This is a genomic window from Stutzerimonas sp. 21-1 (assembly GCF_056336065.1).
The window spans coordinates 614641-637278 of the sequence record NZ_CM150500.1 but is presented as its reverse complement, the minus strand read 5'-3'; the positions used below and the strand labels follow the sequence as shown (position 1 = coordinate 637278).

34 protein-coding genes are annotated in these 22638 nt (G+C 60.4%); 2 read left to right on the top strand and 32 right to left on the bottom strand.

The genetic code is table 11. From position 1 onward, the window contains the following. The first annotated feature begins 28 nt into the window (after window positions 1-28). On the top strand, window positions 29-691 hold the full coding sequence (locus AC0ZJQ_RS03005) for an OmpW family outer membrane protein (protein WP_301619778.1): 663 nt from the start codon (window positions 29-31) through the stop codon (window positions 689-691). A 69-nt stretch (window positions 692-760) separates the two neighbouring features. Here the strand turns inward: AC0ZJQ_RS03005 and AC0ZJQ_RS03000 are convergent, their stop codons facing one another. The 4 genes from AC0ZJQ_RS03000 to AC0ZJQ_RS02985 all read right to left on the bottom strand — a co-directional run bounded on the left by AC0ZJQ_RS03000 (window position 761) and on the right by AC0ZJQ_RS02985 (window position 4615). Further along, complete coding sequence (locus tag AC0ZJQ_RS03000; protein ID WP_418651755.1) at window positions 761-1690, bottom strand: NAD-dependent epimerase/dehydratase family protein; 930 nt, start codon at window positions 1688-1690, stop codon at window positions 761-763. Next, window positions 1683-2567, bottom strand: a complete 885-nt coding sequence (locus tag AC0ZJQ_RS02995) for a sugar nucleotide-binding protein (protein WP_237264324.1) — start codon at window positions 2565-2567, stop codon at window positions 1683-1685. The genes AC0ZJQ_RS03000 and AC0ZJQ_RS02995 overlap by 8 nt, the downstream gene beginning before the upstream one ends. A 10-nt stretch (window positions 2568-2577) precedes the next feature. After that, window positions 2578-3072 (bottom strand): single-stranded DNA-binding protein, encoded by a 495-nt coding sequence (locus tag AC0ZJQ_RS02990; protein WP_008570591.1) that lies wholly within the window; start codon window positions 3070-3072, stop codon window positions 2578-2580. A gap of 175 nt (window positions 3073-3247) precedes the next feature. Continuing rightward, window positions 3248-4615 (bottom strand): MFS transporter, encoded by a 1368-nt coding sequence (locus tag AC0ZJQ_RS02985; RefSeq protein ID WP_155551429.1) that lies wholly within the window; start codon window positions 4613-4615, stop codon window positions 3248-3250. 130 nt (window positions 4616-4745) lie between these two features. On the opposite strand from AC0ZJQ_RS02985, the gene uvrA reads away from it, so the two are divergent. Further along, complete coding sequence (gene uvrA / locus AC0ZJQ_RS02980) at window positions 4746-7589, top strand: excinuclease ABC subunit UvrA (RefSeq protein WP_314019676.1); 2844 nt, start codon at window positions 4746-4748, stop codon at window positions 7587-7589. Window positions 7590-7650: 61 nt separating this feature from the next. Here the strand turns inward: uvrA and AC0ZJQ_RS02975 are convergent, their stop codons facing one another. From AC0ZJQ_RS02975 to rplC, 28 genes are all read right to left on the bottom strand, one after another. Beyond that, window positions 7651-9111, bottom strand: coding sequence for a catalase (locus AC0ZJQ_RS02975; RefSeq protein WP_043298097.1), 1461 nt, complete (start codon window positions 9109-9111; stop codon window positions 7651-7653). Window positions 9112-9295: 184 nt separating this feature from the next. Continuing rightward, window positions 9296-9682: a 50S ribosomal protein L17 gene (rplQ, locus tag AC0ZJQ_RS02970; protein WP_003289185.1), complete on the bottom strand. Its 387-nt coding sequence runs from the start codon at window positions 9680-9682 to the stop codon at window positions 9296-9298. 45 nt (window positions 9683-9727) lie between these two features. Beyond that, a complete protein-coding gene (locus AC0ZJQ_RS02965) occupies window positions 9728-10729 on the bottom strand; it encodes a DNA-directed RNA polymerase subunit alpha (RefSeq protein WP_003289187.1) in 1002 nt (333 codons plus the stop codon). 22 nt (window positions 10730-10751) lie between these two features. After that, complete coding sequence (rpsD, locus tag AC0ZJQ_RS02960; RefSeq protein ID WP_003289188.1) at window positions 10752-11372, bottom strand: 30S ribosomal protein S4; 621 nt, start codon at window positions 11370-11372, stop codon at window positions 10752-10754. 17 nt (window positions 11373-11389) lie between these two features. Further along, window positions 11390-11779: a 30S ribosomal protein S11 gene (gene rpsK / locus AC0ZJQ_RS02955; protein WP_003281811.1), complete on the bottom strand. Its 390-nt coding sequence runs from the start codon at window positions 11777-11779 to the stop codon at window positions 11390-11392. An 18-nt stretch (window positions 11780-11797) separates the two neighbouring features. Then, entirely contained in the window at window positions 11798-12154 is a 357-nt protein-coding gene (gene rpsM / locus AC0ZJQ_RS02950; RefSeq protein WP_003289190.1) for a 30S ribosomal protein S13, read from the bottom strand. A 130-nt stretch (window positions 12155-12284) separates the two neighbouring features. Beyond that, window positions 12285-12401, bottom strand: a complete 117-nt coding sequence (rpmJ, locus tag AC0ZJQ_RS02945; RefSeq protein ID WP_008570596.1) for a 50S ribosomal protein L36 — start codon at window positions 12399-12401, stop codon at window positions 12285-12287. Between the two features lie 28 nt (window positions 12402-12429). Next, window positions 12430-13758 carry a preprotein translocase subunit SecY gene (gene secY, locus AC0ZJQ_RS02940; protein ID WP_213662579.1) on the bottom strand — a complete coding sequence of 443 codons (1329 nt, stop codon included), beginning with the start codon at window positions 13756-13758 and terminating at the stop codon, window positions 12430-12432. Beyond that, window positions 13759-14193: a 50S ribosomal protein L15 gene (rplO, locus tag AC0ZJQ_RS02935; protein ID WP_008570598.1), complete on the bottom strand. Its 435-nt coding sequence runs from the start codon at window positions 14191-14193 to the stop codon at window positions 13759-13761. It abuts the gene before it with no gap. A gap of 3 nt (window positions 14194-14196) precedes the next feature. Continuing rightward, window positions 14197-14379, bottom strand: coding sequence for a 50S ribosomal protein L30 (gene rpmD / locus AC0ZJQ_RS02930; protein ID WP_003289195.1), 183 nt, complete (start codon window positions 14377-14379; stop codon window positions 14197-14199). A 2-nt stretch (window positions 14380-14381) separates the two neighbouring features. Next, window positions 14382-14882, bottom strand: coding sequence for a 30S ribosomal protein S5 (gene rpsE, locus AC0ZJQ_RS02925; RefSeq protein WP_003289196.1), 501 nt, complete (start codon window positions 14880-14882; stop codon window positions 14382-14384). Between the two features lie 3 nt (window positions 14883-14885). Beyond that, window positions 14886-15236, bottom strand: a complete 351-nt coding sequence (rplR, locus tag AC0ZJQ_RS02920) for a 50S ribosomal protein L18 (RefSeq protein ID WP_003289198.1) — start codon at window positions 15234-15236, stop codon at window positions 14886-14888. Between the two features lie 10 nt (window positions 15237-15246). Continuing rightward, the gene (gene rplF, locus AC0ZJQ_RS02915; RefSeq protein WP_003289201.1) at window positions 15247-15780 is read right to left on the bottom strand and encodes a 50S ribosomal protein L6; all 534 of its coding nucleotides are present in this window, start codon (window positions 15778-15780) and stop codon (window positions 15247-15249) included. A gap of 12 nt (window positions 15781-15792) precedes the next feature. Beyond that, window positions 15793-16185 (bottom strand): 30S ribosomal protein S8, encoded by a 393-nt coding sequence (gene rpsH, locus AC0ZJQ_RS02910; RefSeq protein WP_003289202.1) that lies wholly within the window; start codon window positions 16183-16185, stop codon window positions 15793-15795. Window positions 16186-16366: 181 nt separating this feature from the next. Beyond that, window positions 16367-16672, bottom strand: a complete 306-nt coding sequence (gene rpsN / locus AC0ZJQ_RS02905; protein WP_043298100.1) for a 30S ribosomal protein S14 — start codon at window positions 16670-16672, stop codon at window positions 16367-16369. Window positions 16673-16684: 12 nt separating this feature from the next. Further along, entirely contained in the window at window positions 16685-17224 is a 540-nt protein-coding gene (rplE, locus tag AC0ZJQ_RS02900; protein ID WP_003289205.1) for a 50S ribosomal protein L5, read from the bottom strand. Window positions 17225-17243: 19 nt separating this feature from the next. Continuing rightward, window positions 17244-17558, bottom strand: a complete 315-nt coding sequence (gene rplX / locus AC0ZJQ_RS02895; RefSeq protein WP_003289206.1) for a 50S ribosomal protein L24 — start codon at window positions 17556-17558, stop codon at window positions 17244-17246. Window positions 17559-17569: 11 nt separating this feature from the next. Continuing rightward, complete coding sequence (gene rplN, locus AC0ZJQ_RS02890; RefSeq protein ID WP_003289207.1) at window positions 17570-17938, bottom strand: 50S ribosomal protein L14; 369 nt, start codon at window positions 17936-17938, stop codon at window positions 17570-17572. Window positions 17939-17961: 23 nt separating this feature from the next. Then, window positions 17962-18228 carry a 30S ribosomal protein S17 gene (gene rpsQ, locus AC0ZJQ_RS02885; protein ID WP_008570602.1) on the bottom strand — a complete coding sequence of 89 codons (267 nt, stop codon included), beginning with the start codon at window positions 18226-18228 and terminating at the stop codon, window positions 17962-17964. A gap of 2 nt (window positions 18229-18230) precedes the next feature. Continuing rightward, window positions 18231-18422, bottom strand: a complete 192-nt coding sequence (gene rpmC / locus AC0ZJQ_RS02880) for a 50S ribosomal protein L29 (protein WP_003289209.1) — start codon at window positions 18420-18422, stop codon at window positions 18231-18233. After that, the gene (gene rplP / locus AC0ZJQ_RS02875) at window positions 18422-18835 is read right to left on the bottom strand and encodes a 50S ribosomal protein L16 (RefSeq protein WP_003281836.1); all 414 of its coding nucleotides are present in this window, start codon (window positions 18833-18835) and stop codon (window positions 18422-18424) included. Before rplP ends, rpmC begins: the two co-directional genes overlap by 1 nt. A 12-nt stretch (window positions 18836-18847) precedes the next feature. Then, window positions 18848-19534: a 30S ribosomal protein S3 gene (gene rpsC / locus AC0ZJQ_RS02870; protein ID WP_003289210.1), complete on the bottom strand. Its 687-nt coding sequence runs from the start codon at window positions 19532-19534 to the stop codon at window positions 18848-18850. Between the two features lie 13 nt (window positions 19535-19547). Beyond that, complete coding sequence (gene rplV / locus AC0ZJQ_RS02865) at window positions 19548-19880, bottom strand: 50S ribosomal protein L22 (protein WP_003103908.1); 333 nt, start codon at window positions 19878-19880, stop codon at window positions 19548-19550. Window positions 19881-19891: 11 nt separating this feature from the next. Beyond that, on the bottom strand, window positions 19892-20167 hold the full coding sequence (gene rpsS / locus AC0ZJQ_RS02860) for a 30S ribosomal protein S19 (protein ID WP_003243896.1): 276 nt from the start codon (window positions 20165-20167) through the stop codon (window positions 19892-19894). 16 nt (window positions 20168-20183) lie between these two features. After that, a complete protein-coding gene (rplB, locus tag AC0ZJQ_RS02855; RefSeq protein ID WP_003289211.1) occupies window positions 20184-21005 on the bottom strand; it encodes a 50S ribosomal protein L2 in 822 nt (273 codons plus the stop codon). Window positions 21006-21019: 14 nt separating this feature from the next. Further along, window positions 21020-21319 (bottom strand): 50S ribosomal protein L23, encoded by a 300-nt coding sequence (rplW, locus tag AC0ZJQ_RS02850; RefSeq protein WP_003289212.1) that lies wholly within the window; start codon window positions 21317-21319, stop codon window positions 21020-21022. After that, window positions 21316-21918 (bottom strand): 50S ribosomal protein L4, encoded by a 603-nt coding sequence (rplD, locus tag AC0ZJQ_RS02845; protein WP_003289213.1) that lies wholly within the window; start codon window positions 21916-21918, stop codon window positions 21316-21318. Before rplD ends, rplW begins: the two co-directional genes overlap by 4 nt. 12 nt (window positions 21919-21930) lie before the next feature. After that, entirely contained in the window at window positions 21931-22566 is a 636-nt protein-coding gene (gene rplC, locus AC0ZJQ_RS02840; protein ID WP_008570604.1) for a 50S ribosomal protein L3, read from the bottom strand. Between the last annotated feature and the right edge of the window lie 72 nt (window positions 22567-22638).

Sequence of the window (22638 nt, the reverse complement as noted above, 5' to 3'; positions counted from 1 at the left end):
GCAGCTAACACAAGATGGAGCAACCACTATGCGCAAGACCCTGTTCACCGCTTCCGCGCTGGCCCTGGCGCTGGCCGCCCCCTTCGCCCAGGCCTTCGAGGCCGGGGACATCATCGTTCGCGCCGGTGCGATTACGGTTGATCCGCGTGAGGATAGTGGCAACGTCAAAATTGGTGGCGTCGCCGCTGCAGGCACTGCTGCCACTCTGGATAGCGACACTCAGCTCGGCCTTAACTTCGCTTACATGCTGACCGACAAGGTCGGTATCGAACTGCTGGCTGCATCCCCGTTCAGTCATGACGTAGGCACCAAAGGCCTGGGTGGATTGAAGCTGGGCGAGATCAAGCACCTGCCGCCGACTCTGAGCGTCGTTTACTATCCGCTCGACAAGACCTCAGCGTTCCAGCCCTATGTAGGCGCCGGCATTAACTACACGTGGTTCTTTGACGATGAACTGAGCAGCGAAGCCGAGGGAGCCGGTTTCCGCGGTCTGGACATGAAGGATTCCTGGGGCCTGGCCGCCCAGGTGGGCATGGACTACATGCTGACCGAGAATGTCATGCTCAACGCGCAACTTCGCTACATTGACATCGATACCACCGGCACGACCTATGCTGGCAACACCAAAGTCAAAGTCGACGTAGACGTAGATCCCTTCGTCTACATGGTCGGCCTCGGCTACAAGTTCTGACGAAACCGGCATCCGCCGCATTGCAGACAAGAAAAAGGCGCCGATCGGCGCCTTTTTCGTTTCCTGAACTTACAGCCCCAGCAACCGGGCTAGCCCTTCGCGCATCCCCGTCGGCGGCTCCGGCAGGCGATAGCGCTGCAGCAGCCGGGTATTGTTCGCCCGGGAGTGGCGGATATCCCCCGGACGCGGCGCCTGGTAGGTGACCGCGGGTAGCCCGCCCAGCACTTCACCGATCGCTTCGAGCAATTGGTTCAGCGAGGTCGCACGGCTCAGCCCGACGTTCACCGCGCCTTCCACTGCCTCGGGTGACTCCAGCGCCTGTACCAGCACCTCGACCAGATCGCCGACATAGACGAAATCGCGGGTCTGCTCGCCATCGCCGAATACAGCAATCGGCAAGCCCTTCTGCGCACGCTCGGTAAAAATGCTGATGACCCCGGAGTACGGCGAAGACGGATCCTGGCGCGGCCCGAAGATGTTGAAGAAACGGAAAACCACCGGTTCCAGGCCATGCTGACGGCGGTAGAAGTCCAGATAGTGCTCGCTGGCCAGCTTGTCCGCGGCATAGGGCGTCAGCGGTGCCTTCGGCGTGTCCTCGTCAATGGCCTCGCCCTCGCCGTTGTTGCCGTATACCGCCGCGCTGGACGCGAACAGCACCCTGCGTACGCCCTCGGCGCGCATCGCTTCGCAGACATTCAGCGTGCCGATCAGGTTGCTCTGGTGCGTGCCCAGCGGATCGTCTACCGACGCCTGGACCGACGCCACCGCAGCGAGATGCACCACCGCACGACACCCCTGCAGCGCCTGGCGAACGCAGGCGGTATCTGCCACGTCGCCGACGATCAGCTCCAACCGGGAGTCATCCGGCAGATTGCTGCGCTTTCCAGTCGACAGATTGTCCAGCACCCGCACCGCATAACCGCGCGCGAGCAAGGCATCGACCAGATTGGAACCGATGAAACCGGCCCCGCCGGTAATCAGGACCGGACGTTCAGCCATGACGGTAATAGCGCTCCAGCAGCGGCGCCAAGCCAGCACGCCAGGCGCGTGGCTTGATCCCGAAGGTATTGAATATCTTCTTGCAGGCCAGCACGCCGTGCTGAGGCTCGTCCTCTGCATCGGAACAGTCGGCATGTGCGGTTGGCACCAGGATTTCGCCATCGAGCGACCGGTGTCTTCCCGCCTCGGCGAGAATCGCCTGACCGACCAGCAGTGGCGTCGACGCTTCGTGGCCACCGTAGTGATAGACGCCCCACAGCGGCGCCTGGCAGTCGAGCTGCTTGATGACCGCCAGCATCACCCGCGCCGCGTCATCCACCGGCGTGGGATTGCCGCGCCGATCGTCGGCGAGCTCTATCGATACGCCCTCCTCCAGCCGACGCAGGAAACGCCCGAGGATCCCGTCGGCGCTCTCGTCGAGCAACCAGCCAAACCGCAGCAACACGTGCCGTGGACACAGCGCCCGCACGCTCTGCTCAAACTCGCTGAGCGCCCGGCTGCGCGAATCGAGCGGCGCCAGTTCGTCCTTTTCGCTGTAGGCAGTGGTTCGCGCGCCATCGAATACGCGATAGCTCGAAGGCTGCAGAAGGATGAAGTCATGGTGCTGGCAGAGTTCGGCCAGTCGCTCAACGGCGCGTCCCTGACGGATCAGCACCTGCTCGTCGACCAGACTGCTCTGGAACCAGTCGAAGTAGTAGGCCAGGTTGATGACAACATCCGGACGGTTGTCGTCGAGCAACTGGGTGAGGCTGGCAGCGTCCCAGCCCTGGGCGGGGGGACAGGGTGCGAAGAAGCCGATGTCTTCCTCGGCACCCAGGCGGATGAGCGCCTGACCCAGGGCATTGCCGCCGCCCAACAGCATCAGGCGCATTCGCATTCAGTAGCCTCTAGAACGGGATATCGTCGTCGAAGCTGTCGTAGTCCGGTGCCGGCTGTTGCGCGGCCGGACGTTGCTGCGGCTGAGCCTGGGCGCGTGGCGCCTGCTGCTGCGGCTCACGCTGCGGGCGCGGCTGACGCGGCGCGTCGTCGGAGCTACCGCCACGACCGCCAAGCAGCTGCATGCTGCCGTTCATGTCGACCACAACCTCGGTGGTGTAGCGCTTGACGCCATCCTTTTCCCACTCGCGGGTCTGCAGGCGGCCCTCGATGTAGCATTGCGAGCCCTTGCGCAGGTACTCGCCGGCAATCTCGGCGACCTTGCCGAACAGCACGACGCGATGCCACTCGGTACGCTCCTGCAGCTGACCGGTCTGCTTGTCCTTCCAGCTGTCGGTGGTGGCCAGGGTAATGTTGGTTACCGCATTGCCGTTGGGCAGGTAGCGGGTTTCCGGATCACCGCCGACATTGCCGATCAAGATGACTTTATTCACCCCTCTGGCCATGGGTAACTCCTTTCTGGAACGTTGATTTGATGGGCGCGCTGTAAACGCTCCTGCCGCGAGGAGCAGGCCAATGACCGCGAATCTTACCTTACCGCCCCTAGGGGGCCAACCGGCGCGAGCGGCTCGAGCCGCTGCGCCGGCAAAAAGCACGGCTACCGCACAGGCTGTCGGCTGGCTATGCGAGCAACCGGTCGAGCGCCGCCCGATCCAGAACCTGCGTATCCACCTTGACGTACGCGGCGGCCTCGTCGGCGACGATCAGCGCATCGGTCACTCCCGGCACGCCGAGCAGGCGGGCGGCCAGTTCGCTATCGGCCAGCGCGCGAGCCGACAGCGGCAGACGCAGGCTAGTGACATAAGGCGGCTCGCGCATGCCGAAGGCCACCCACAACCACAGCGCACAGAGCACGGCACAACCGATGAAGACCATCGCCAGGCCGCCGTGCTGATACAGCCAGCCACCGACGATCCCGCCGACGCCGGCACCGAGGAACTGGCTGGTCGAGTACACCCCCATCGCGGTGCCCTTACCACCCGCCGGTGCGACCTTGCTGATCAGCGACGGCAGCGACGCTTCCAGCAGATTGAACGCGGTGAAGAACGCCACCATACCGATCACCAGCGGCCACAGCCCGCTGCCGAACAGCCAGAAGTACAACTCGCAGGCCAGCAACGCGCTCACCGCGCCGAGCAATACGCGGCGCATCTGACGCTTCTTTTCGCCATAGATGATGAACGGAATCATGCCGACGAAGCCGACCAGCAACGCGGTGAGGTAGACCCACCAGTGCTCGTCCTTGGGCAGCGCGCCCTGCTCCACCAGCGCCAACGGCAAGGCGACGAAGCTGGCCATGAGGATCGCGTGCAGCACCAGAATACCGAAATCCAGGCGCAGCAGCTCGGCGTGACGCAGCGTTAGGCCGAGCGCCTGACGCGCGACACCGGATTCGCGGTGGCGCAGATGCCCCTGCGCGCGCGGCAGGGTGGCGATGATCAGCGCGCCGAGCAACGCCATACCGGCGGTGACCCAGAATAGCCCGGAAAGCCCGAAGGCCCGGGTCAACAGCGGGCCGACCACCATCGCCACGGCGAACGACAGGCCAATGCTCATGCCGATCATCGCCATGGCTTTGGTGCGATGCTGCTCACGGGTCAGGTCCGACAGCAGCGCCATCACCGCGGCGGAGATCGCCCCGGCACCCTGCAATATGCGTCCGGCAATCACGCCGCCGATGGAGTCGGCGGTCGCCGCCAGCGCCGCGCCGGCCGCAAACAGCACCAGCCCAACATAGATCACCGGCAATCGACCAAAGCGATCGGACAGCATGCCGAAGGGAATTTGCAGCACCGCCTGGGTCAAACCATAGGCACCGATGGCCAGCCCGATCAGCGCCGGCGTGGCGCCCTCCAGGTCCATGCCGTAGGTCGCGAGCACCGGCAGCACCATGAACATGCCGAGCATCCGAAACGCGAAAACCAGGGACAGTCCGGTTGCAGCACGGGTTTCGCTCGCGCTCATGCGCTCGCTGTAGGGATCCTGCATGAAGGGTCTCGCTTGAATGAACCGGGCGGCGATTCTAACAGCCATCTTCTTGCCGGGCACGGGCGCGCGCTGTTGCCGCAATCCGGCCGGCCTTATACTTCCGTGTTTCCGCCCGCCACGCGAGGCTGCTTTGGACAAGATTCTGATTCGTGGGGCTCGCACCCACAACCTGAAGAACATCGACCTCACATTGCCGCGCGACAAGCTGATCGTGATAACCGGCCTGTCCGGCTCCGGCAAATCCTCGCTGGCCTTCGATACGCTCTATGCCGAAGGCCAGCGCCGCTACGTCGAGTCGCTGTCGGCCTATGCCCGGCAGTTCCTGTCGATGATGGAAAAGCCCGACGTCGACACCATCGAAGGGCTGTCTCCGGCGATTTCCATCGAGCAGAAGTCCACGTCGCACAACCCGCGCTCGACCGTCGGCACCATCACCGAAATCTACGACTACCTGCGCCTGCTGTACGCGCGAGTCGGTACGCCGCGCTGCCCCGATCATGACACCCCGCTGGAGGCGCAAACCGTCAGCCAGATGGTCGATCAGGTGCTGGCACAGCCCGAAGGACGCAAGCTGATGCTGCTGGCGCCGGTGATCCGCGAGCGCAAGGGCGAGCACCTCGCAGTATTCGACGAACTGCGCGCCCAGGGCTTCGTGCGCGCCCGGGTCAACGGTCGGCTGTACGAGCTGGATGAACTGCCGAAGCTGGACAAGCAGAAAAAGCATACCATCGAGGTGGTGGTCGACCGCTTCAAGGTACGCGCCGATCTGCAGCAGCGCCTGGCCGAATCCTTCGAGACGGCCCTGAAGCTGGCCGACGGCATCGCGCTGGTCGCCTCGATGGAAGACGACGGCGCCGAGGACCTGATCTTCTCCGCGCGCTTCGCCTGCCCGATCTGTGGTCACTCGATCAGCGAACTCGAACCCAAGCTGTTCTCCTTCAACAATCCAGCCGGCGCCTGTCCGACCTGCGACGGCCTGGGCGTCAAACAGTTCTTCGACGCCAAACGACTGGTCAACGGCGAGCTGACACTGGCTGAAGGCGCCATCCGCGGCTGGGACCGGCGCAACGTCTACTACTTCCAGATGCTCGGTTCGCTGGCCGCTCACTATGGTTTCAGCCTCGACGAGCCCTTCGCCGCACTGCCAGCCGACCAGCAGAAGGTGATCCTGTACGGCAGCGGCAGGCAGAACGTGGAGTTCCGCTACCTCAACGACCGCGGCGACATCGTCACGCGCTCGCACCCATTCGAAGGCATCATCCCCAACCTCGAGCGGCGCTACCGCGAGACCGAATCCAACTCCGTGCGTGAGGAGCTGGCCAAGTACCTGAGCACCCAGCACTGCCCCGAGTGCCTGGGCACCCGCCTGCGGCGCGAGGCTCGCCATGTGTGGGTCGGCGACAAGACCCTGCCGGCCGTCACCGGACTGCCGATCGGCGACGCCGCCAACTACTTCGGCATCCTGTCGTTGCCCGGCCGGCGCGGCGAGATCGCCGACAAGATCCTCAAGGAGATTCGCGAACGCCTGCAGTTCCTGGTCAACGTCGGCCTCGACTACCTGACCCTGGACCGCAGCGCCGACACTCTTTCCGGCGGCGAGGCACAGCGTATCCGCCTGGCCAGCCAGATCGGCGCGGGACTGGTTGGGGTCATGTATATCCTCGACGAACCGTCGATCGGCCTGCACCAGCGCGACAATGAGCGCCTGCTCGGCACCCTCCGCCACCTGCGTGATATCGGCAACACGGTGATCGTGGTGGAGCACGACGAGGATGCCATCCGCCTCGCCGACTATGTGGTGGACATCGGCCCTGGCGCCGGTGTGCATGGCGGGCGCATCGTCGCCGAAGGCACGCCGGACGAGGTCATGGCGCATCCCGATTCGCTGACCGGCAAGTACCTTTCCGGTCGCGTACAGATCGAGTACCCGGCGCAACGCACCCCGCGCGATCCGCAGAAGCTGCTCAAACTCAAAGGCGCACGCGGCAACAACCTGCGCAACGTCGACCTGGAAGTTCCGGTCGGTCTGCTGACCTGCATCACCGGGGTATCCGGCTCGGGCAAGTCGACGCTGATCAACAACACGCTGTTCCCGATCACCGCTACCGCCCTCAACGGCGCCACCACGCTGGAAGTGGCGCCCCACGACAGCTTCGACGGCCTGCAGCATCTGGACAAGGTCGTGGATATCGACCAGAGCCCGATCGGCCGCACACCGCGCTCCAACCCGGCAACCTACACCGGATTGTTCACGCCGATCCGCGAGCTGTTCGCCGGCGTGCCGGAAGCCCGCTCGCGCGGTTACGGTCCGGGGCGCTTCTCCTTTAACGTCAAGGGCGGGCGCTGCGAGGCCTGCCAGGGTGACGGCGTGATCAAGGTGGAGATGCACTTCCTGCCGGACATCTACGTGCCCTGCGACGTCTGCAAGGGCAAGCGCTACAACCGTGAAACCCTGGAAGTGAAGTACAAGGGCAAGAGCATCACCGAGGTGCTCGACATGACCATCGAGGAGGCGCGGGAATTCTTCGATCCGGTGCCAGCGGTGGCGCGCAAGCTGCAGACGCTGATCGATGTCGGCCTGTCGTACATCAAGCTCGGCCAGAGCGCGACAACGTTGTCCGGCGGCGAGGCGCAGCGGGTCAAGCTGTCACGCGAGCTATCCAAGCGCGATACCGGTAAGACCCTCTACATTCTCGACGAGCCGACCACCGGCCTGCATTTCGCCGACATCCAGCAGCTGCTCGATGTGCTGCACCGTCTGCGCGATCATGGCAATACCGTGGTCGTCATCGAGCACAACCTGGACGTGATCAAGACTGCGGACTGGCTGGTCGACCTCGGCCCCGAAGGCGGCTCCAAGGGCGGACAGATCATCGCCAGCGGCACTCCGGAGGATGTCGCGGCGACGTCGCAGTCGCATACCGGACACTTCCTCAAACCGCTACTGGAGCGCGATCGGGCACGCACCCGATAACGCAGCTCGGCGCATAAAAAAGCCCGCAGCACGCTGCGGGCTTTTTTTGTTCCTCAGCGTCTCAGGCCAGCGCCTCCGCCAGCGGCAGGTCGACAGCCTTGGCTATACCCGCACCATAGGCCGGATCGGCCAGGTAGCAGTGTTTGATGTGGCGCAGCTTGATATGCCGCTCCACGCCCTGCATCGCCCGGGCGGTGTTATCGAACAGGCGCTGCTGCTCGTCGGCCTTCATCAGTCGGAACAGATCACCCGGCTGCGTGAAGTAATCGGCGTCGTCCGCACGGTAGTCGTAGCGATCGGCTGCCCCGTCAAGCGCCAGTGGCGGCTCGCTGAAGTCAGGTTGCTGCTGCCATTCGCCGTAGGTGTTGGGCTCGTAGTGCAGCCGGCCACCGTGGTTACCATCTACCCGCATCGCGCCATCGCGGTGATAACTGTGCACGGGGCAGCGCGGCGCATTAACCGGAATCTGGTGATGGTTGACGCCCAGACGGTAGCGCTGCGCATCGCCGTAAGAGAAAAGACGGCCTTGCAGCATGCGATCCGGCGAGAAACTGATACCGGGCACCACGTTGGCCGGGGTGAATGCCGCCTGCTCGACGTCTTGGAAATAGTTGTCCGGATTGCGGTTGAGCTCGTAGTAGCCGACCTCGATCAGCGGATAGTCCTTCTTCGACCAGACCTTGGTCAGATCGAACGGATGGAACCGATAAGACGCAGCTTCGGCTTCCGGCATGATCTGCACGTACATGGTCCAACGCGGATATTCGCCCCGCTCGATCGCCTCGAACAGATCACGCTGCGAACTTTCGCGATCATTGGCGACGATTGCGGCAGCCTCGGCGTCGGTCAGGTTCTTGATGCCCTGCTGGGTCTTGAAGTGGAACTTGACCCAGTAGCGCTGATTGTCGGCGCTGATGAAGCTGTAGGTGTGCGAACCGAAGCCGTGCATGTGCCGATAGGACGCCGGAATACCGCGATCGCCCATGACGTAAGTGATCTGATGCAACGCCTCGGGCAGGCCCGTCCAGAAATCCCAGTTATTGTTCGCGCTGCGCATGTTGGTGCGCGGGTCACGCTTGACCGCATGGTTGAGGTCGGGGAATTTCAGCGGATCACGGAAGAAAAACACCGGGGTGTTGTTGCCCACCATGTCCCAGTTGCCCTGCTCGGTGTAGAACTTCAGCGCATAACCGCGGATATCCCGCTCGGCATCAGCAGCGCCACGCTCACCGGCCACAGTGGAGAAACGGGCAAATAACGGCGTGCGCTTACCAACCTCCGAGAAGATGGCCGCCTTGGTGTAGCGAGTGATGTCGTGAGTCACCACGAACTCGCCGAAGGCACCAGAGCCCTTGGCGTGCATGCGCCGCTCGGGAATCACCTCGCGATCGAAGTGAGCGAGCTTTTCCAGGAACCAGACATCCTGCAGGAGCATTGGCCCGCGGCGCCCAGCGGTAAGCGAATTCTGGTTATCCCACACCGGAGCACCGGCAACGGTCGTCAATTTGGGTTTATCGGTCATGGCTGCATCTCCTTGGCGGATTTCAAACATCCAGAAGCGGTATGACACCGGCTGGTTGAGATCCATCATAGGGAGCCAGCGAAACGTCGACTAATGATGAAGGTCAACGCGTTCGATAGAGCAAATCTTTCAGTCATAAAAAAACCGAGCCCAAGGACTCGGTTTTTCTGATAACGCCGAAGCGTTACTCGGCGGCTTCAACCTCACCGGCGACCGGACGGTCAACCAGCTCGACGTAAGCCATCGGAGCGTTGTCGCCAGCGCGGAAACCGCACTTGAGGATACGCAGATAGCCGCCCTGACGGGTGGCGTAACGCTTGCCCAGATCGTTGAACAGCTTGCCTACGGCAGCCTTCGAACGAGTGCGATCGAAAGCCAGACGACGGTTGGCGACGCTGTCTTCCTTGGCCAGGGTGATCAGCGGCTCAGCAACGCGGCGCAGTTCCTTGGCTTTCGGCAGGGTGGTCTTGATCAGTTCGTGCTCGAACAGCGACACCGCCATGTTCTGAAACATGGCCTTGCGGTGGGCGCTGGTGCGGCTCAGGTGACGGCCACTTTTACGATGACGCATGATTGAAATTCCTTACCAAACGTTCAGTTCGGTTACTGGGGACGATCAGGCAGTGGCCTTATCGTCCTTCTTGAGACTTGCCGGCGGCCAGTTGTCCAGGCGCATACCGAGGGACAAACCACGCGAAGCCAGAACGTCCTTGATCTCAGTCAGGGACTTCTTGCCCAGGTTCGGCGTTTTCAACAGCTCTACTTCAGTGCGCTGAATCAGGTCACCAATGTAGTAGATGTTCTCCGCCTTCAGGCAGTTGGCCGAACGTACGGTCAGTTCCAGGTCGTCAACCGGACGCAACAGGATCGGATCGATCTCGTCTTCCTGCTCAACAACCACCGGCTCGCTGTCGCCCTTCAGGTCGACGAACGCAGCCAGCTGCTGCTGCAGGATGGTCGCCGCACGACGGATCGCCTCTTCGGGATCCAGCGTGCCGTTGGTTTCCAGGTCAATGACCAGCTTGTCCAGGTTGGTGCGCTGCTCGACGCGCGCGTTCTCGACCACATAAGCCACGCGACGCACCGGACTAAAGGTCGCATCGAGCTGCAGACGGCCAATGCTGCGGCTTTCGTCTTCGTCGCTCTGACGCGCATCAGCCGGCTCGTAACCACGGCCGCGAGCGACCTTGAGCTTCATGTTGATCGAGCCATTGGCCGCCAGGTTGGCGATCAGGTGATCGCCATTGACGATTTCGACATCGTGATCCAGCTGGATATCGGCAGCGGTCACAGCGCCCGCGCCCTTCTTCACCAGGCTCAAGGTCACTTCATCACGGCCGTGCAGCTTGATGGCGATACCTTTGAGGTTGAGCAGGATTTCGATGACATCTTCCTGCACGCCCTCGATGGCGCTGTACTCGTGGAGCACACCGTCGATCTCGGCCTCGACCACAGCGCAGCCGGGCATAGAGGACAACAGGATACGACGCAGCGCGTTGCCCAGGGTGTGGCCAAAACCACGCTCGAGCGGCTCGAGCGTAATCTTGGCACGGGTCGGACTGACCACCTGCACATCAATATGGCGGGGGGTCAGGAACTCATTTACCGAACTCTGCATGGATACACCTATTTTCTAGCCCTTACTTGGAGTAGAGCTCGACAATCAGGTTTTCGTTGATGTCGGCGGACAGATCGCTGCGAGCCGGAACACTCTTGAAAATACCGGATTTCTTGTCGGCATCTACCTCGACCCATTCAACGCGACCGCGCTGAGCGCACAGTTCGAGGGCTTGGGCGATACGCAGCTGATTACGGCACTTCTCGCGAACGGCAACCACATCACCCGCCTTCACTTGGTAGGACGGAATGTTCACGGTCTGACCGTTGACGCTGATCGACTTGTGCGAAACCAGCTGACGCGATTCGGCACGAGTAGAGCCGAAGCCCATGCGATACACGACGTTGTCCAGGCGGCACTCGAGCAGCTGCAGCAGGTTCTCGCCAGTAGCACCCTTACGGCTGGCTGCTTCCTTGTAGTAACCGCTGAACTGACGCTCCAGCACACCGTAGATACGGCGAACTTTCTGCTTCTCACGCAGCTGGGTGCCGTAGTCGGACAGACGGCCACGACGCTGACCATGAACGCCAGGCGGAGTTTCGATGTTGCACTTGGATTCGAGCGCGCGCGCACCACTCTTCAGGAAGAGATCAGTGCCTTCACGACGAGACAGCTTGCACTTGGGACCAATATAACGAGCCATTCTTTACTGTCTCCTGATTACACGCGGCGCTTCTTCGGCGGACGGCACCCGTTGTGCGGGATCGGCGTCACGTCGGTGATGCTGGCGATTTTATAACCACATGCGTTCAAAGCACGCACGGCGGACTCACGACCCGGACCTGGACCTTTGACGTTGACGTCGAGGTTCTTCAGGCCGTACTCCAGGGCAGCCTGACCAGCACGCTCGGCAGCGATCTGGGCAGCGAACGGAGTGCTCTTACGCGAGCCGCGGAAACCGGAACCACCCGAAGTCGCCCAGGACAACGCATTGCCCTGACGGTCGGTAATGGTCACGATGGTGTTGTTGAAAGACGCATGGATGTGGGCGATGCCATCAACCACTGTCTTTTTGACTTTCTTACGAGGACGAGCAGCAGGTTTTGCCATGACTAAATTCCTACGCGATTACTTGCGGATCGGCTTACGCGGGCCCTTACGGGTACGCGCGTTGGTCTTGGTACGCTGACCGCGCACAGGCAGACCACGACGATGACGCAGGCCGCGGTAGCAACCCAGGTCCATCAAGCGCTTAATTTTCATGTTGACTTCGCGACGCAGGTCGCCCTCAACGATGAACTTGCCGACTTCACCGCGCAGCAGTTCGACCTGCTCGTCGGAGAGATCCTTGATCTTTGCTGCCGGATTCACACCGGTAGCGGCACAGATTTCCTGTGCACGGGTGCGACCAACACCGTAGATGTAGGTCAGCGAGATAACAGTGTGCTTGTTATCCGGAATGTTGACGCCTGCAATACGGGCCATTCAGTGAAACTCCAATTGACAGCTACCTACGCCCCGGAAGCCAAGAAAAGGGCGCGAGATATTAACGCTGTAAAAACAAATATTCAACCCGGCAGCACACTAGCTGCCGGGTTATCACGCTTCTACACAATCAGCCTTGGCGCTGCTTGTGACGCGGCTCCGCGCTGCAAATCACGCGCACGACACCGTCGCGACGGATAATCTTGCAGTTACGGCACAGCCTTTTCACCGATGCACGAACTTTCATCACCAACTCCTCGAACCTTACGAGCCACTCAGCGAAGCATGCCGCTGCCGTAGCTCTTCAGGTTGGCTTTCTTCATCAGGGAATCGTACTGGTGCGACATGAGGTGGGACTGCACTTGGGACATGAAGTCCATGACAACCACCACCACGATCAGCAACGAAGTCCCACCAAGGTAGAACGGAACATTTGCCGCAACCACAAGGAACTGCGGAAGCAGACAGACCGCCGTCATGTACAGAGCGCCGAACATGGTCAGACGAGTCAGAACGCCATCGATATAGCGCGCCGACTGCTCACCAGGCCGAATACCCGGGATAAACGCACCGGATTTCTTCAGATTCTCGGCAACGTCCTTGGGATTGAACATCAAGGCCGTGTAGAAGAAGCAGAAGAAGATGATACCGGCACTGAACAGCAAGATATTCAGAGGTTGACCGGGAGCGATAGCCTGGGACAAATCCGCCAGCCAACTCATGCTCTCGGACTGACCGAACCACTGCCCCAGCGAAGCGGGGAACAGCAGAATGCTGCTGGCAAAGATAGCCGGGATGACCCCCGCCATGTTCACCTTCAACGGCAGGTGACTGGTCTGCGCAGCAAACACCTTGCGGCCCTGCTGACGCTTGGCGTAATGAACGGCAATACGCCGCTGACCACGCTCGATGAACACCACGAAACCGATGATTGCAACAGCCAGCAAGCCGACAGCAAGCAAGGCGATGATATTGATGTCACCCTGACGCGCCGACTCGAAGGATTGACCGAGAGCGCCGGGCAACCCAGCGACGATACCGGCGAAGATCAGCATGGAGATTCCATTGCCAATACCCCGCTCGGTGATCTGCTCGCCAAGCCACATCATGAACATTGCACCTGCCACGAAGGTGGTGATGGCCACGAAGTAAAAGCCGAAGTCGCTACTAAAGGCAACGCCCTGGCCAGCCAACCCCACCGACATGCCGACAGCCTGCACGATCGCCAGCACCAGCGTACCGTAACGCGTGTACTGGCTGATCTTGCGGCGCCCGGCCTCGCCCTCTTTCTTCAACTGCTCCAGCTGCGGACTGACTGCGGTCATGAGCTGCATGATGATCGACGCCGAAATGTACGGCATGATCCCCAGCGCAAAGATGCTCATTCGCTCCAGCGCGCCGCCGGAAAACATGTTGAACAGACTAAGGATGGTCCCCTCGTTCTGACGAAACAGCTCGGCCAGCCGGTCGGGATTGATCCCAGGCACCGGGATGTGTGCGCCAATCCGGTAGACGACGATCGCCATGAACAGAAAGCGCAGACGAGCCCAGAGTTCGGACAGCCCACCATTACTCAGCGCGGAGAGAGCACCTTGCTTAGCCATTTATTCCTCGAACTTGCCGCCAGCTGCTTCGATAGCCGCACGCGCACCCTTGGTGGCTGCGATGCCCTTGAGAGTGACCGCACGACCAACCTCACCGGACAGCATGACTTTCACCCGCTGTACGTTCTGGTTGATGATGTTGGCATCCTTCAGGCTCTGTACGGAGACGACATCCCCTTCCACCTTGGCCAGCTCGGACGTACGCACTTCAGCGCGGTCCATGGCCTTCAGGGAAACGAAGCCGAACTTCGGCAGGCGACGATGCAGCGGCTGCTGGCCACCCTCGAAACCCGGAGCAATGGTACCGCCGGAGCGGGAAGTCTGACCCTTGTGGCCACGACCACCGGTCTTGCCGAGACCGCTGCCGATACCACGGCCCGGACGCAGCTTCTCGCGACGGGCACCCGGCGCGGAACGCAGATCGTTCAGTTGCATGAATCAACCCTCCACACGGAGAAGGTAATAGGCCTTGTTGATCATGCCGCGATTCTCAGGAGTATCCTGAACTTCGACGGTGTGACCGATACGACGCAGGCCGAGACCCTTGACGCAAGCCTTGTGATTAGCCAGACGGCCATTCACGCTTTTTACCAGCGTGACTTTGACAGTAGCATTAGCCATGGTTAGAGAATCTCCTCGACGCTCTTGCCCCGCTTGGCAGCAACCGATTCCGGCGACTGCATGGCCTTCAGCCCCTTGAAGGTGGCATGCACCACGTTCACTGGGTTGGTCGAGCCATAGCACTTGGCCAGAACGTTTTGCACGCCAGCAACTTCCAGGATGGCGCGCATGGCACCACCGGCGATAACACCGGTACCTTCGGACGCAGGCTGCATGTAAACCTTGGAAGCGCCGTGGGCGGCCTTGGTCGGGTACTGCAGCGTGGTGCCGTTCAGGTCCACCTGGATCATGTTGCGGCGGGCCGCTTCCATGGCCTTCTGGATGGCTGCCGGCACTTCACGGGACTTCCCACGACCGAAGCCAACACGACCCTTACCGTCACCCACCACAGTCAGCGCGGTGAAGGTAAAGATGCGGCCACCCTTTACGGTTTTTGCGACGCGGTTAACCTGAACCAGCTTCTCGATGTAGCCTTCGTCGCGCTTTTGCTCGTTATTTGCCATAACTTAGAACTCCAGCCCGCCTTCACGAGCAGCATCAGCCAGTGCCTTCACACGACCGTGGTACTTGAAGCCAGAACGGTCGAACGCCACCTGAGTGACGCCTGCGGCTTTCGCGCGCTCAGCGACCAGCTGACCGACTTTCTTGGCAGCGTCGACGTTGCCGGTGGCCCCATCGCGCAGTTCTTTGTCCAGAGTCGAGGCGCTGGCCAGGACCTTGCCGCCGTCGGCCGAAAGGACCTGGGCGTAGATGTGCTGGGAAGAGCGGTACACACACAGGCGTACGACCTCCAGCTCGCGCATCTTCAGGCGTGCCTTGCGAGCGCGACGCAGACGAGTTTCTTTCTTTACGCTCATTTGCTATGCCCTACTTCTTCTTAGCTTCTTTGCGACGGACCACTTCATCCGAATAACGCACGCCCTTGCCTTTGTAAGGCTCAGGACGGCGGAAATCACGGATTTCAGCGGCCACCTGACCGACCAGCTGCTTGTCAACGCCCTTGATCAGGATGTCGGTCTGGCTGGGGGTTTCAGCGGTGACGCCTTGCGGCAGCTCATACTCCACCGGGTGCGAGAAGCCGAGAGCCAGGGACAGCACTTGGCCTTTGGCTTGCGCCTTGTAACCAACGCCGACCAGCTGGAGCTTGCGCTCGAAGCCTTGGCTGACGCCGATAACCATATTGTTGACCAGCGCCCGAGTAGTACCAGCCATGGCGCGATTCTGCTGATCGCCATTGCGTGCAGCAAAACGCAGCTCACCGGCCTCCTGAATTACTTCCACGGACGGGTGCACATTCAGATCGAGAGCGCCCTTGGCACCCTTCACCGAAAGCTGCTGACCGGCCATCTTTACCTCGACGCCAGCGGGCAGCTTGACGGGGTTCTTAGCAACGCGAGACATGCTTATCCCCCCTTAGAACACAGTGCAAAGCACTTCGCCGCCAACACCGGCAGCGCGAGCAGCACGATCAGTCATCACACCCTTGTTGGTGGAGACGATCGACACGCCCAGACCGCCGCGCACTTTCGGCAACTGATCGACGGACTTGTACTGGCGCAGGCCAGGACGACTTACGCGCTTGAGTTCCTCGATGACCGGACGGCCTTCGAAGTACTTCAGCTCGATGGACAGCTGCGGCTTGGCGTCGCTGCTGACCTGGTATCCCGCGATATAGCCTTCGCCCTGAAGAACATTGGCTACAGCCACCTTCAGCGTGGAAGACGGCATGCTTACGACGGACTTTTCGGCCATCTGGGCATTACGGATACGAGTTAGCATGTCCGCTAACGGGTCCTGCATACTCATGGGCTCTTAGCTCCTAATACAAAAAAATAAGCCTTCAACGGCTCGTGTCGCCAACGATCGAAACCCTACAAAAATGCAAGGCTCAGGCGAGCCGGACATTCTAGAGAGTTGCCGGAAACGAATCAAGCCCCAATCGGGGCTTGATCAGAAAACAAACAGGACCCGAAGGTCCTGAGTGCTTTTACCAGCTGGCCTTGACCAGACCCGGCACATCGCCGCGCATTGCAGCCTGGCGCAGCATGTTGCGCGCCAAACCGAACTTACGGTAGACACCATGCGGACGACCGGTCAGACGGCAGCGGTTGCGCAGGCGCGAGGCACTGGCGTCACGCGGCTGCTTCTGCAGGGCGACCTGGGCTTCCCAACGCTGCTCCGGAGTGGAGTTCGGGCTGACGATGATAGCCTTCAGCGCCGCACGCTTCTGCGCGTACTTGGCAACCGTCTGCTGACGCTTCAGCTCGCGGTTCTTCATGCTTTGTTTAGCCATGTCCTACTCCAATCAGTTGCGGAACGGGAAGTTGAAGGCGCGCAGCAGTGCACGACCTTCATCGTCCGTCCGGGCAGTGGTGGTCAGGGTGATGTCCAAGCCACGCAGAGCATCGATCTTGTCGTAATCGATTTCCGGGAAAATGATCTGCTCTTTCACGCCCATGCTGTAGTTGCCACGGCCGTCGAAGGACTTGGCATTCAGGCCGCGGAAGTCACGCACGCGCGGCAGGGAGATGGAAAGCAGACGATCCAGGAATTCGTACATGCGCTCGCGACGCAGAGTCACCTTGACGCCGATCGGCCAGCCCTCACGGACCTTGAAGCCAGCGATGGACTTGCGAGCGTGAGTCACGACGACCTTCTGGCCGGTGATCTTTTCCAGATCGGCAACCGCGTTATCGATGATCTTCTTGTCACCGATCGCTTCGCCAATACCCATATTGAGGGTGATTTTGGTAATGCGCGGAACTTCCATCACGTTCGCCAGCTGAAGTTCTTCCTTCAGCTTCGGCGCGATTTCTTTCCGGTAAATCTCTTTCAGTCGTGCCATGGTGTTTTACCTATGATTCTCAAGCGCCAACCGGCTTTTGGGTGGACTTGAAGACACGAATTTTCTTGCCGTCTTCAATCTTGAAGCCAACGCGGTCTGCCTTGTTGGTTTCACCATTGAAGATGGCGACGTTGGAGACGTGCAGAGGCGCCTCTTTCTCGACGATACCGCCCTGAACGCCAGACATCGGGTTCGGCTTGGTATGACGCTTGACCAGGTTGACCCCACCAACGAGCACGCGGCCGTCAGCGAGAACCTTGAGCACCTTACCGCGCTTGCCTTTGTCCTTGCCGGCAATGACGACGATCTCGTCGTCGCGACGAATCTTTTGCATGCGGCTACTCCTTACAGCACTTCTGGGGCGAGCGAGACGATCTTCATGAACTTCTCGGAACGGAGTTCACGGGTCACTGGCCCAAAGATGCGGGTGCCGATCGGCTCCTGCTTGTTGTTCAGCAGAACAGCAGCATTGCCATCGAAACGGATAATGGAACCATCGGGACGACGAACGCCGTGACGGGTGCGGACTACAACAGCAGTCATCACCTGGCCTTTCTTGACCTTGCCACGCGGAATCGCTTCCTTGACGGTGACCTTGATAATGTCGCCGATGCCGGCGTAACGGCGGTGAGAACCGCCGAGCACCTTGATACACATGACGCGGCGCGCGCCACTGTTATCCGCCACATCGAGCATCGATTGAGTCTGAATCATATAATTTCTCCGACCCCTAGCCCTTAGACTTCGACGGCGCGTTCAACGACGTCAACCAGTGTCCAGGTCTTGGTCTTGGCCAGCGGACGAGTCTCGCGGATGGTGACCTTGTCGCCGATACGGCACTGGTTGGTTTCGTCGTGAGCGTGCAGCTTGGTCGAACGCTTAACGTATTTGCCGTAGATCGGGTGCTTTACGCGACGCTCGATCAGAACGGTGATGGTTTTGTCCATCTTGTCGCTGACGACGCGGCCAGTCAGCGTGCGGACAGTCTTTTCAACTTCAGCCATGATCACTTACCTGCCTGCTGGTTGAGCACAGTCTTGACGCGAGCGATATCGCGCTTGACTTGCGAGAGCAGGTGAGACTGCCCCAACTGGCCAGTTGCCTTCTGCATGCGCAGATTGAACTGGTCGCGCAGCAGCTCGAGCAGTTGCTCGTTCAGCTGCTGAGCGGATTTTTCACGAAGTTCATTCGCTTTCATCACATCACCGTCCGCTTAACAAAGGAGGTGGCGAGAGGCAGCTTTGCAGCAGCCAGGGCGAAAGCCTCACGCGCCAGCTCTTCGGAAACACCCTCGATCTCGTAGAGCACCTTGCCCGGCTGAATCTGGGCTACCCAGTACTCGACGCTGCCCTTACCTTTACCCATACGAACTTCGAGGGGCTTCTTGGTAACCGGCTTATCGGGGAACACGCGGATCCAGATCTTGCCGCCACGCTTCACGTGACGAGTCAGCGCGCGACGCGCTGCTTCGATCTGGCGCGCGGTCAGACGACCACGGGAAACAGACTTCAGTGCGAACTCGCCGAAGCTGACCTTACTACCGCGCTGAGCCAGACCACGGTTGTGGCCAGTCATCTGCTTGCGGAATTTTGTACGCTTGGGTTGCAACATTTGGCGTACCCCTTACTTAGCAGCTTTTTTACGAGGCGCGGGCGCTTGCGGCTTGAGCTCTTCATGGCGGCCACCGATGACCTCACCCTTGAAGATCCATACCTTGACGCCGATCACACCGTAGGTGGTGTGCGCTTCGTAAGTGTTGTAATCGATATCGGCACGCAGGGTGTGCAGCGGCACACGACCTTCGCGATACCACTCGGTACGGGCAATTTCAGCCCCACCCAGACGACCACTGACCTGGATCTTGATGCCCTTGGCACCAATGCGCATGGCGTTCTGTACAGCGCGCTTCATGGCGCGACGGAACATCACGCGACGCTCCAGCTGCTGAGCTACGCTCTGTGCAACCAGCATTGCGTCGAGCTCCGGCTTGCGGATCTCTTCGATATTGATGTGCACCGGCACACCCATTTGCTTGGTCAGGTCCTGACGCAGCTTCTCAACATCCTCACCCTTCTTGCCGATCACGATGCCGGGACGAGCGGTGTGGATGGTGATGCGTGCGGTTTGTGCCGGACGATGAATATCGATACGGCTTACGGACGCGCTTTTTAGTTTGTCTTGGAGGTACTCGCGCACGTTCAGATCTGCAAGCAGATAGTCTGCATACGTACGGCCGTCTGCGTACCAGACGGAGGTGTGCTCCTTGACGATTCCCAGGCGAATGCCAGTGGGATGTACTTTCTGACCCATCTGATCGACTCCGTTACTTGTCCGCAACCTTGACAGTGATATGGCAAGACCGCTTGACGATGCGATCAGCGCGGCCCTTGGCACGCGGCATGATGCGCTTAAGCGAACGCCCTTCGTTGACGAAGACGGTAGAGACCTTCAGGTCATCTACGTCAGCGCCTTCGTTGTGCTCGGCGTTGGCAACGGCCGACTCCAGCACCTTCTTCATGATCTCGGCGGCTTTCTTGCTGCTGAAAGCCAGCAGGTTGAGCGCTTCGCCCACCTTCTTCCCGCGGATCTGGTCGGCGACCAGGCGAGCTTTCTGGGCGGAGATGCGAGCGCCCGACAACTTAGCGGCTACTTCCATTTCCAAACCCCTTAACGCTTGCCTTTTTTGTCGGCCACGTGACCACGATAGGTACGGGTGCCGGCAAATTCGCCCAGTTTGTGGCCGACCATGTCTTCGTTCACGAGGACCGGGACATGCTGGCGACCGTTATGCACAGCGATGGTCAAACCGACCATTTGCGGCAGGATCATCGAACGACGCGACCAGGTTTTCACCGGCTTGCGATCATTCTTTTCCACCGCCGCTTCGACCTTCTTCAGTAGGTGAAGATCGATAAAAGGACCTTTTTTCAGAGAACGCGGCACTGTCGTATCCCTCTAGTTACTTGCGACGACGGACGATCATGTTATCGGTGCGCTTGTTAGAGCGGGTCTTCGCGCCCTTGGTCGGGAAGCCCCACGGCGACACCGGATGACGACCACCGGAGGTACGACCTTCACCACCACCATGCGGGTGATCGACCGGGTTCATGGCCACGCCGCGCACGGTCGGACGGATGCCCTTCCAGCGCTTGGCTCCGGCCTTGCCCAGCGAACGCAGGCTGTGCTCGGAGTTCGAGACTTCACCCAGGGTCGCACGGCACTCGGCCAGCACCTTGCGCATCTCGCCGGAGCGCAGACGCAGGGTCACATAGGCACCTTCGCGCGCCACCAGCTGAGCCGAAGCACCAGCCGAACGTGCAATCTGGGCACCCTTGCCCGGCTTCAGCTCAACACCGTGAACGGTGGAACCCAGCGGAATGTTGCGCAGCGGCAGGCTGTTACCAGCCTTGATCGGTGCATTCACACCCGACAGCAGTTGATCGCCAGCACTCACACCCTTCGGAGCGATGATGTAGCGACGCTCGCCGTCTGCGTACTTCAGCAGCGCGATATGCGCAGTACGGTTCGGATCGTACTCAACGCGCTCGACGATGGCAGGAATGCCATCCTTGTTGCGACGAAAATCGACCAGACGGTAATGCTGCTTGTGACCACCGCCGATGTGGCGAGTGGTGATGCGGCCGTTGTTGTTACGGCCACCGGACTTCGACTTCTTCTCGAGCAGCGGAGCATAAGGAGCGCCTTTGTGCAGCTCCTGACCCACCACCTTGACCACAAAGCGGCGGCCCGCGGAAGTCGGTTTGCATTTAACGATTGCCATGATGCACCCCTTCCTTACTCAGCACTGCCGGAGAAATCGAGATCCTGGCCCGGCTGAAGCGCGATGTACGCCTTCTTCCAGTCGTTGCGCTTGCCCAGACCGCGAGCGGTACGCTTGGTCTTGCCCTGCACATTCAGGGTGTTGACGGTAGCGACCTTCACGTTGAACAGGCTTTCGACGGCCTTCTTGATTTCCAGCTTGGTTGCATCGGTAGCAACCTTGAAAACAAATTGGCTCTTGCTGTCGGCCAGCACGGTTGCCTTCTCGGAGACGTGCGGACCAAGCAGGACTTTGAATACGCGTTCCTGGTTCATCCCAGCAGCTCCTCGAATTTCTTCACGGCCGACACGGTGATCAGCACCTTGTCATAGGCGATCAGGCTGACCGGATCCGAACCCTGAACATCGCGCACGTCGACGTGCGGCAGATTGCGCGCAGCCAGGTACAGGTTCTGATCGACAGCTTCGGAAACGATCAGCACATCATTCAGACCCATGCCATTGAGCTTGCTGGCAAGCACTTTGGTCTTCGGCGCGTCGACAGCGAAATCCTCGACAACGACCAGACGGTCGGAACGAACGAGCTCAGCAAGGATGGAGCGCAGAGCCGCGCGGTACATCTTCTTGTTCAGCTTCTGATCGTGGTTTTGCGGACGAGCAGCGAACGTCACGCCACCGCCACGCCAGATCGGACCACGAGTGGTACCGGCGCGCGCGCGACCGGTGCCCTTCTGGCGCCACGGACGCTTGCCACCACCGGACACATCGGAGCGGGTCTTTTGCTGCTTGCTACCCTGACGACCGCCAGCCATGTAGGCGACGACAGCCTGGTGCACCAGCGTCTCGTTGAACTCACCACCAAAGGTGCGATCGGAGACTTCGATGGCCTGTGCGCCATTTACATTCAATTGCATGTGAACTCCCCCTTAACCGCGAGCCTTGGCAGCCGGACGCACAACCACGTCACCGCCGGTGGCGCCGGGCACTGCACCCTTGACCAACAGCAGATTACGCTCGGCGTCGACACGCACGATTTCCAGGGACTGCACGGTTACGCGCTCGGCGCCCATGTGCCCGGACATCTTCTTGCCCTTGAATACACGACCTGGAGTCTGGCACTGACCAATAGAGCCCGGGACGCGGTGGGATACGGAGTTACCGTGGGTATTGTCCTGACCACGGAAGTTCCAGCGCTTGATGGTACCGGCAAAGCCTTTACCTTTGGACTGACCGGTGACATCCACCAGTTGACCTGCCTGGAAAATTTCCGCCTTGATCTCGTCACCCGCCTGGTATTCGCCGTCTTCGAGACGGAATTCCAGGACAGTACGCCCAGCCGCCACGCTCGCCTTCGCGAAGTGACCGGCCTGAGCCTTGGTGACGCGGGACGCGCGACGCTCACCGACAGTGACCTGCACTGCACGATAGCCATCGCTCTCTTCATTCTTGAACTGAGTGACGCGATTCGGCTCGATCTCGATGACCGTAACCGGAATAGAGACACCATCCTCGGTGAAAACGCGGGTCATGCCGCATTTACGACCGACTACACCAATAGTCATTTTGAAACCTCTTGAGTGTACGGGGCTTTCACCCGCTATGGCCGCCCATTTCAGAGCGTTACACGACTAAAA

Bases quoted from the DNA above. Each gene is read 5' to 3' on its own strand.
- rpsK (WP_003281811.1), bottom strand. From the start codon at position 11,779: ATGGCAAAACCTGCTGCTCGTCCTCGTAAGAAAGTCAAAAAGACAGTG.
- AC0ZJQ_RS03000 (WP_418651755.1), bottom strand. From the start codon at position 1,690: ATGGCTGAACGTCCGGTCCTGATTACCGGCGGGGCCGGTTTCATCGGT.
- rplN (WP_003289207.1), bottom strand. From the start codon at position 17,938: ATGATTCAGACTCAATCGATGCTCGATGTGGCGGATAACAGTGGCGCG.
- rpsH (WP_003289202.1), bottom strand. From the start codon at position 16,185: ATGAGTATGCAGGACCCGTTAGCGGACATGCTAACTCGTATCCGTAAT.
- AC0ZJQ_RS03005 (WP_301619778.1), top strand. From the start codon at position 29: ATGCGCAAGACCCTGTTCACCGCTTCCGCGCTGGCCCTGGCGCTGGCC.
- rplW (WP_003289212.1), bottom strand. From the start codon at position 21,319: ATGAACCAGGAACGCGTATTCAAAGTCCTGCTTGGTCCGCACGTCTCC.
- AC0ZJQ_RS02985 (WP_155551429.1), bottom strand. From the start codon at position 4,615: ATGCAGGATCCCTACAGCGAGCGCATGAGCGCGAGCGAAACCCGTGCT.
- rplO (WP_008570598.1), bottom strand. From the start codon at position 14,193: ATGCAACTGAACGATCTGCGTTCCGCGCCGGGTGCCCGTCGCGAGAAG.
- rplB (WP_003289211.1), bottom strand. From the start codon at position 21,005: ATGGCAATCGTTAAATGCAAACCGACTTCCGCGGGCCGCCGCTTTGTG.
- rplP (WP_003281836.1), bottom strand. From the start codon at position 18,835: ATGTTGCAACCCAAGCGTACAAAATTCCGCAAGCAGATGACTGGCCAC.
- rplE (WP_003289205.1), bottom strand. From the start codon at position 17,224: ATGGCACGACTGAAAGAGATTTACCGGAAAGAAATCGCGCCGAAGCTG.
- rplR (WP_003289198.1), bottom strand. From the start codon at position 15,236: ATGAGCGTAAAGAAAGAAACTCGTCTGCGTCGCGCTCGCAAGGCACGC.
- rplQ (WP_003289185.1), bottom strand. From the start codon at position 9,682: ATGCGTCATCGTAAAAGTGGCCGTCACCTGAGCCGCACCAGCGCCCAC.
- rplV (WP_003103908.1), bottom strand. From the start codon at position 19,880: ATGGAAGTAGCCGCTAAGTTGTCGGGCGCTCGCATCTCCGCCCAGAAA.
- rpsN (WP_043298100.1), bottom strand. From the start codon at position 16,672: ATGGCTAAACAAAGCATGAAGAACCGCGAGCTGAAGCGTCAGCAGACG.
- AC0ZJQ_RS02965 (WP_003289187.1), bottom strand. From the start codon at position 10,729: ATGCAGAGTTCGGTAAATGAGTTCCTGACCCCCCGCCATATTGATGTG.
- rplC (WP_008570604.1), bottom strand. From the start codon at position 22,566: ATGACTATTGGTGTAGTCGGTCGTAAATGCGGCATGACCCGCGTTTTC.
- rpsC (WP_003289210.1), bottom strand. From the start codon at position 19,534: ATGGGTCAGAAAGTACATCCCACTGGCATTCGCCTGGGAATCGTCAAG.
- AC0ZJQ_RS02990 (WP_008570591.1), bottom strand. From the start codon at position 3,072: ATGGCCAGAGGGGTGAATAAAGTCATCTTGATCGGCAATGTCGGCGGT.
- rpmJ (WP_008570596.1), bottom strand. From the start codon at position 12,401: ATGAAAGTTCGTGCATCGGTGAAAAGGCTGTGCCGTAACTGCAAGATT.
- rpsQ (WP_008570602.1), bottom strand. From the start codon at position 18,228: ATGGCTGAAGTTGAAAAGACTGTCCGCACGCTGACTGGCCGCGTCGTC.
- rplX (WP_003289206.1), bottom strand. From the start codon at position 17,558: ATGCAAAAGATTCGTCGCGACGACGAGATCGTCGTCATTGCCGGCAAG.
- rplF (WP_003289201.1), bottom strand. From the start codon at position 15,780: ATGTCTCGCGTTGCTAAGAACCCCGTCAAGCTGCCCGCTGGCGTCGAG.
- rpmD (WP_003289195.1), bottom strand. From the start codon at position 14,379: ATGGCTAATGCTACTGTCAAAGTCACGCTGGTAAAAAGCGTGAATGGC.
- AC0ZJQ_RS02975 (WP_043298097.1), bottom strand. From the start codon at position 9,111: ATGACCGATAAACCCAAATTGACGACCGTTGCCGGTGCTCCGGTGTGG.
- rpsD (WP_003289188.1), bottom strand. From the start codon at position 11,372: ATGGCTCGTTATATTGGTCCCAAGTGCAAGCTGTCTCGTCGTGAAGGC.
- rpmC (WP_003289209.1), bottom strand. From the start codon at position 18,422: ATGAAAGCGAATGAACTTCGTGAAAAATCCGCTCAGCAGCTGAACGAG.
- rpsE (WP_003289196.1), bottom strand. From the start codon at position 14,882: ATGGCAAATAACGAGCAAAAGCGCGACGAAGGCTACATCGAGAAGCTG.
- AC0ZJQ_RS02995 (WP_237264324.1), bottom strand. From the start codon at position 2,567: ATGCGAATGCGCCTGATGCTGTTGGGCGGCGGCAATGCCCTGGGTCAG.
- rpsM (WP_003289190.1), bottom strand. From the start codon at position 12,154: ATGGCCCGTATTGCAGGCGTCAACATTCCGGATAACAAGCACACTGTT.
- secY (WP_213662579.1), bottom strand. From the start codon at position 13,758: ATGGCTAAGCAAGGTGCTCTCTCCGCGCTGAGTAATGGTGGGCTGTCC.
- rplD (WP_003289213.1), bottom strand. From the start codon at position 21,918: ATGCAATTGAATGTAAATGGCGCACAGGCCATCGAAGTCTCCGATCGC.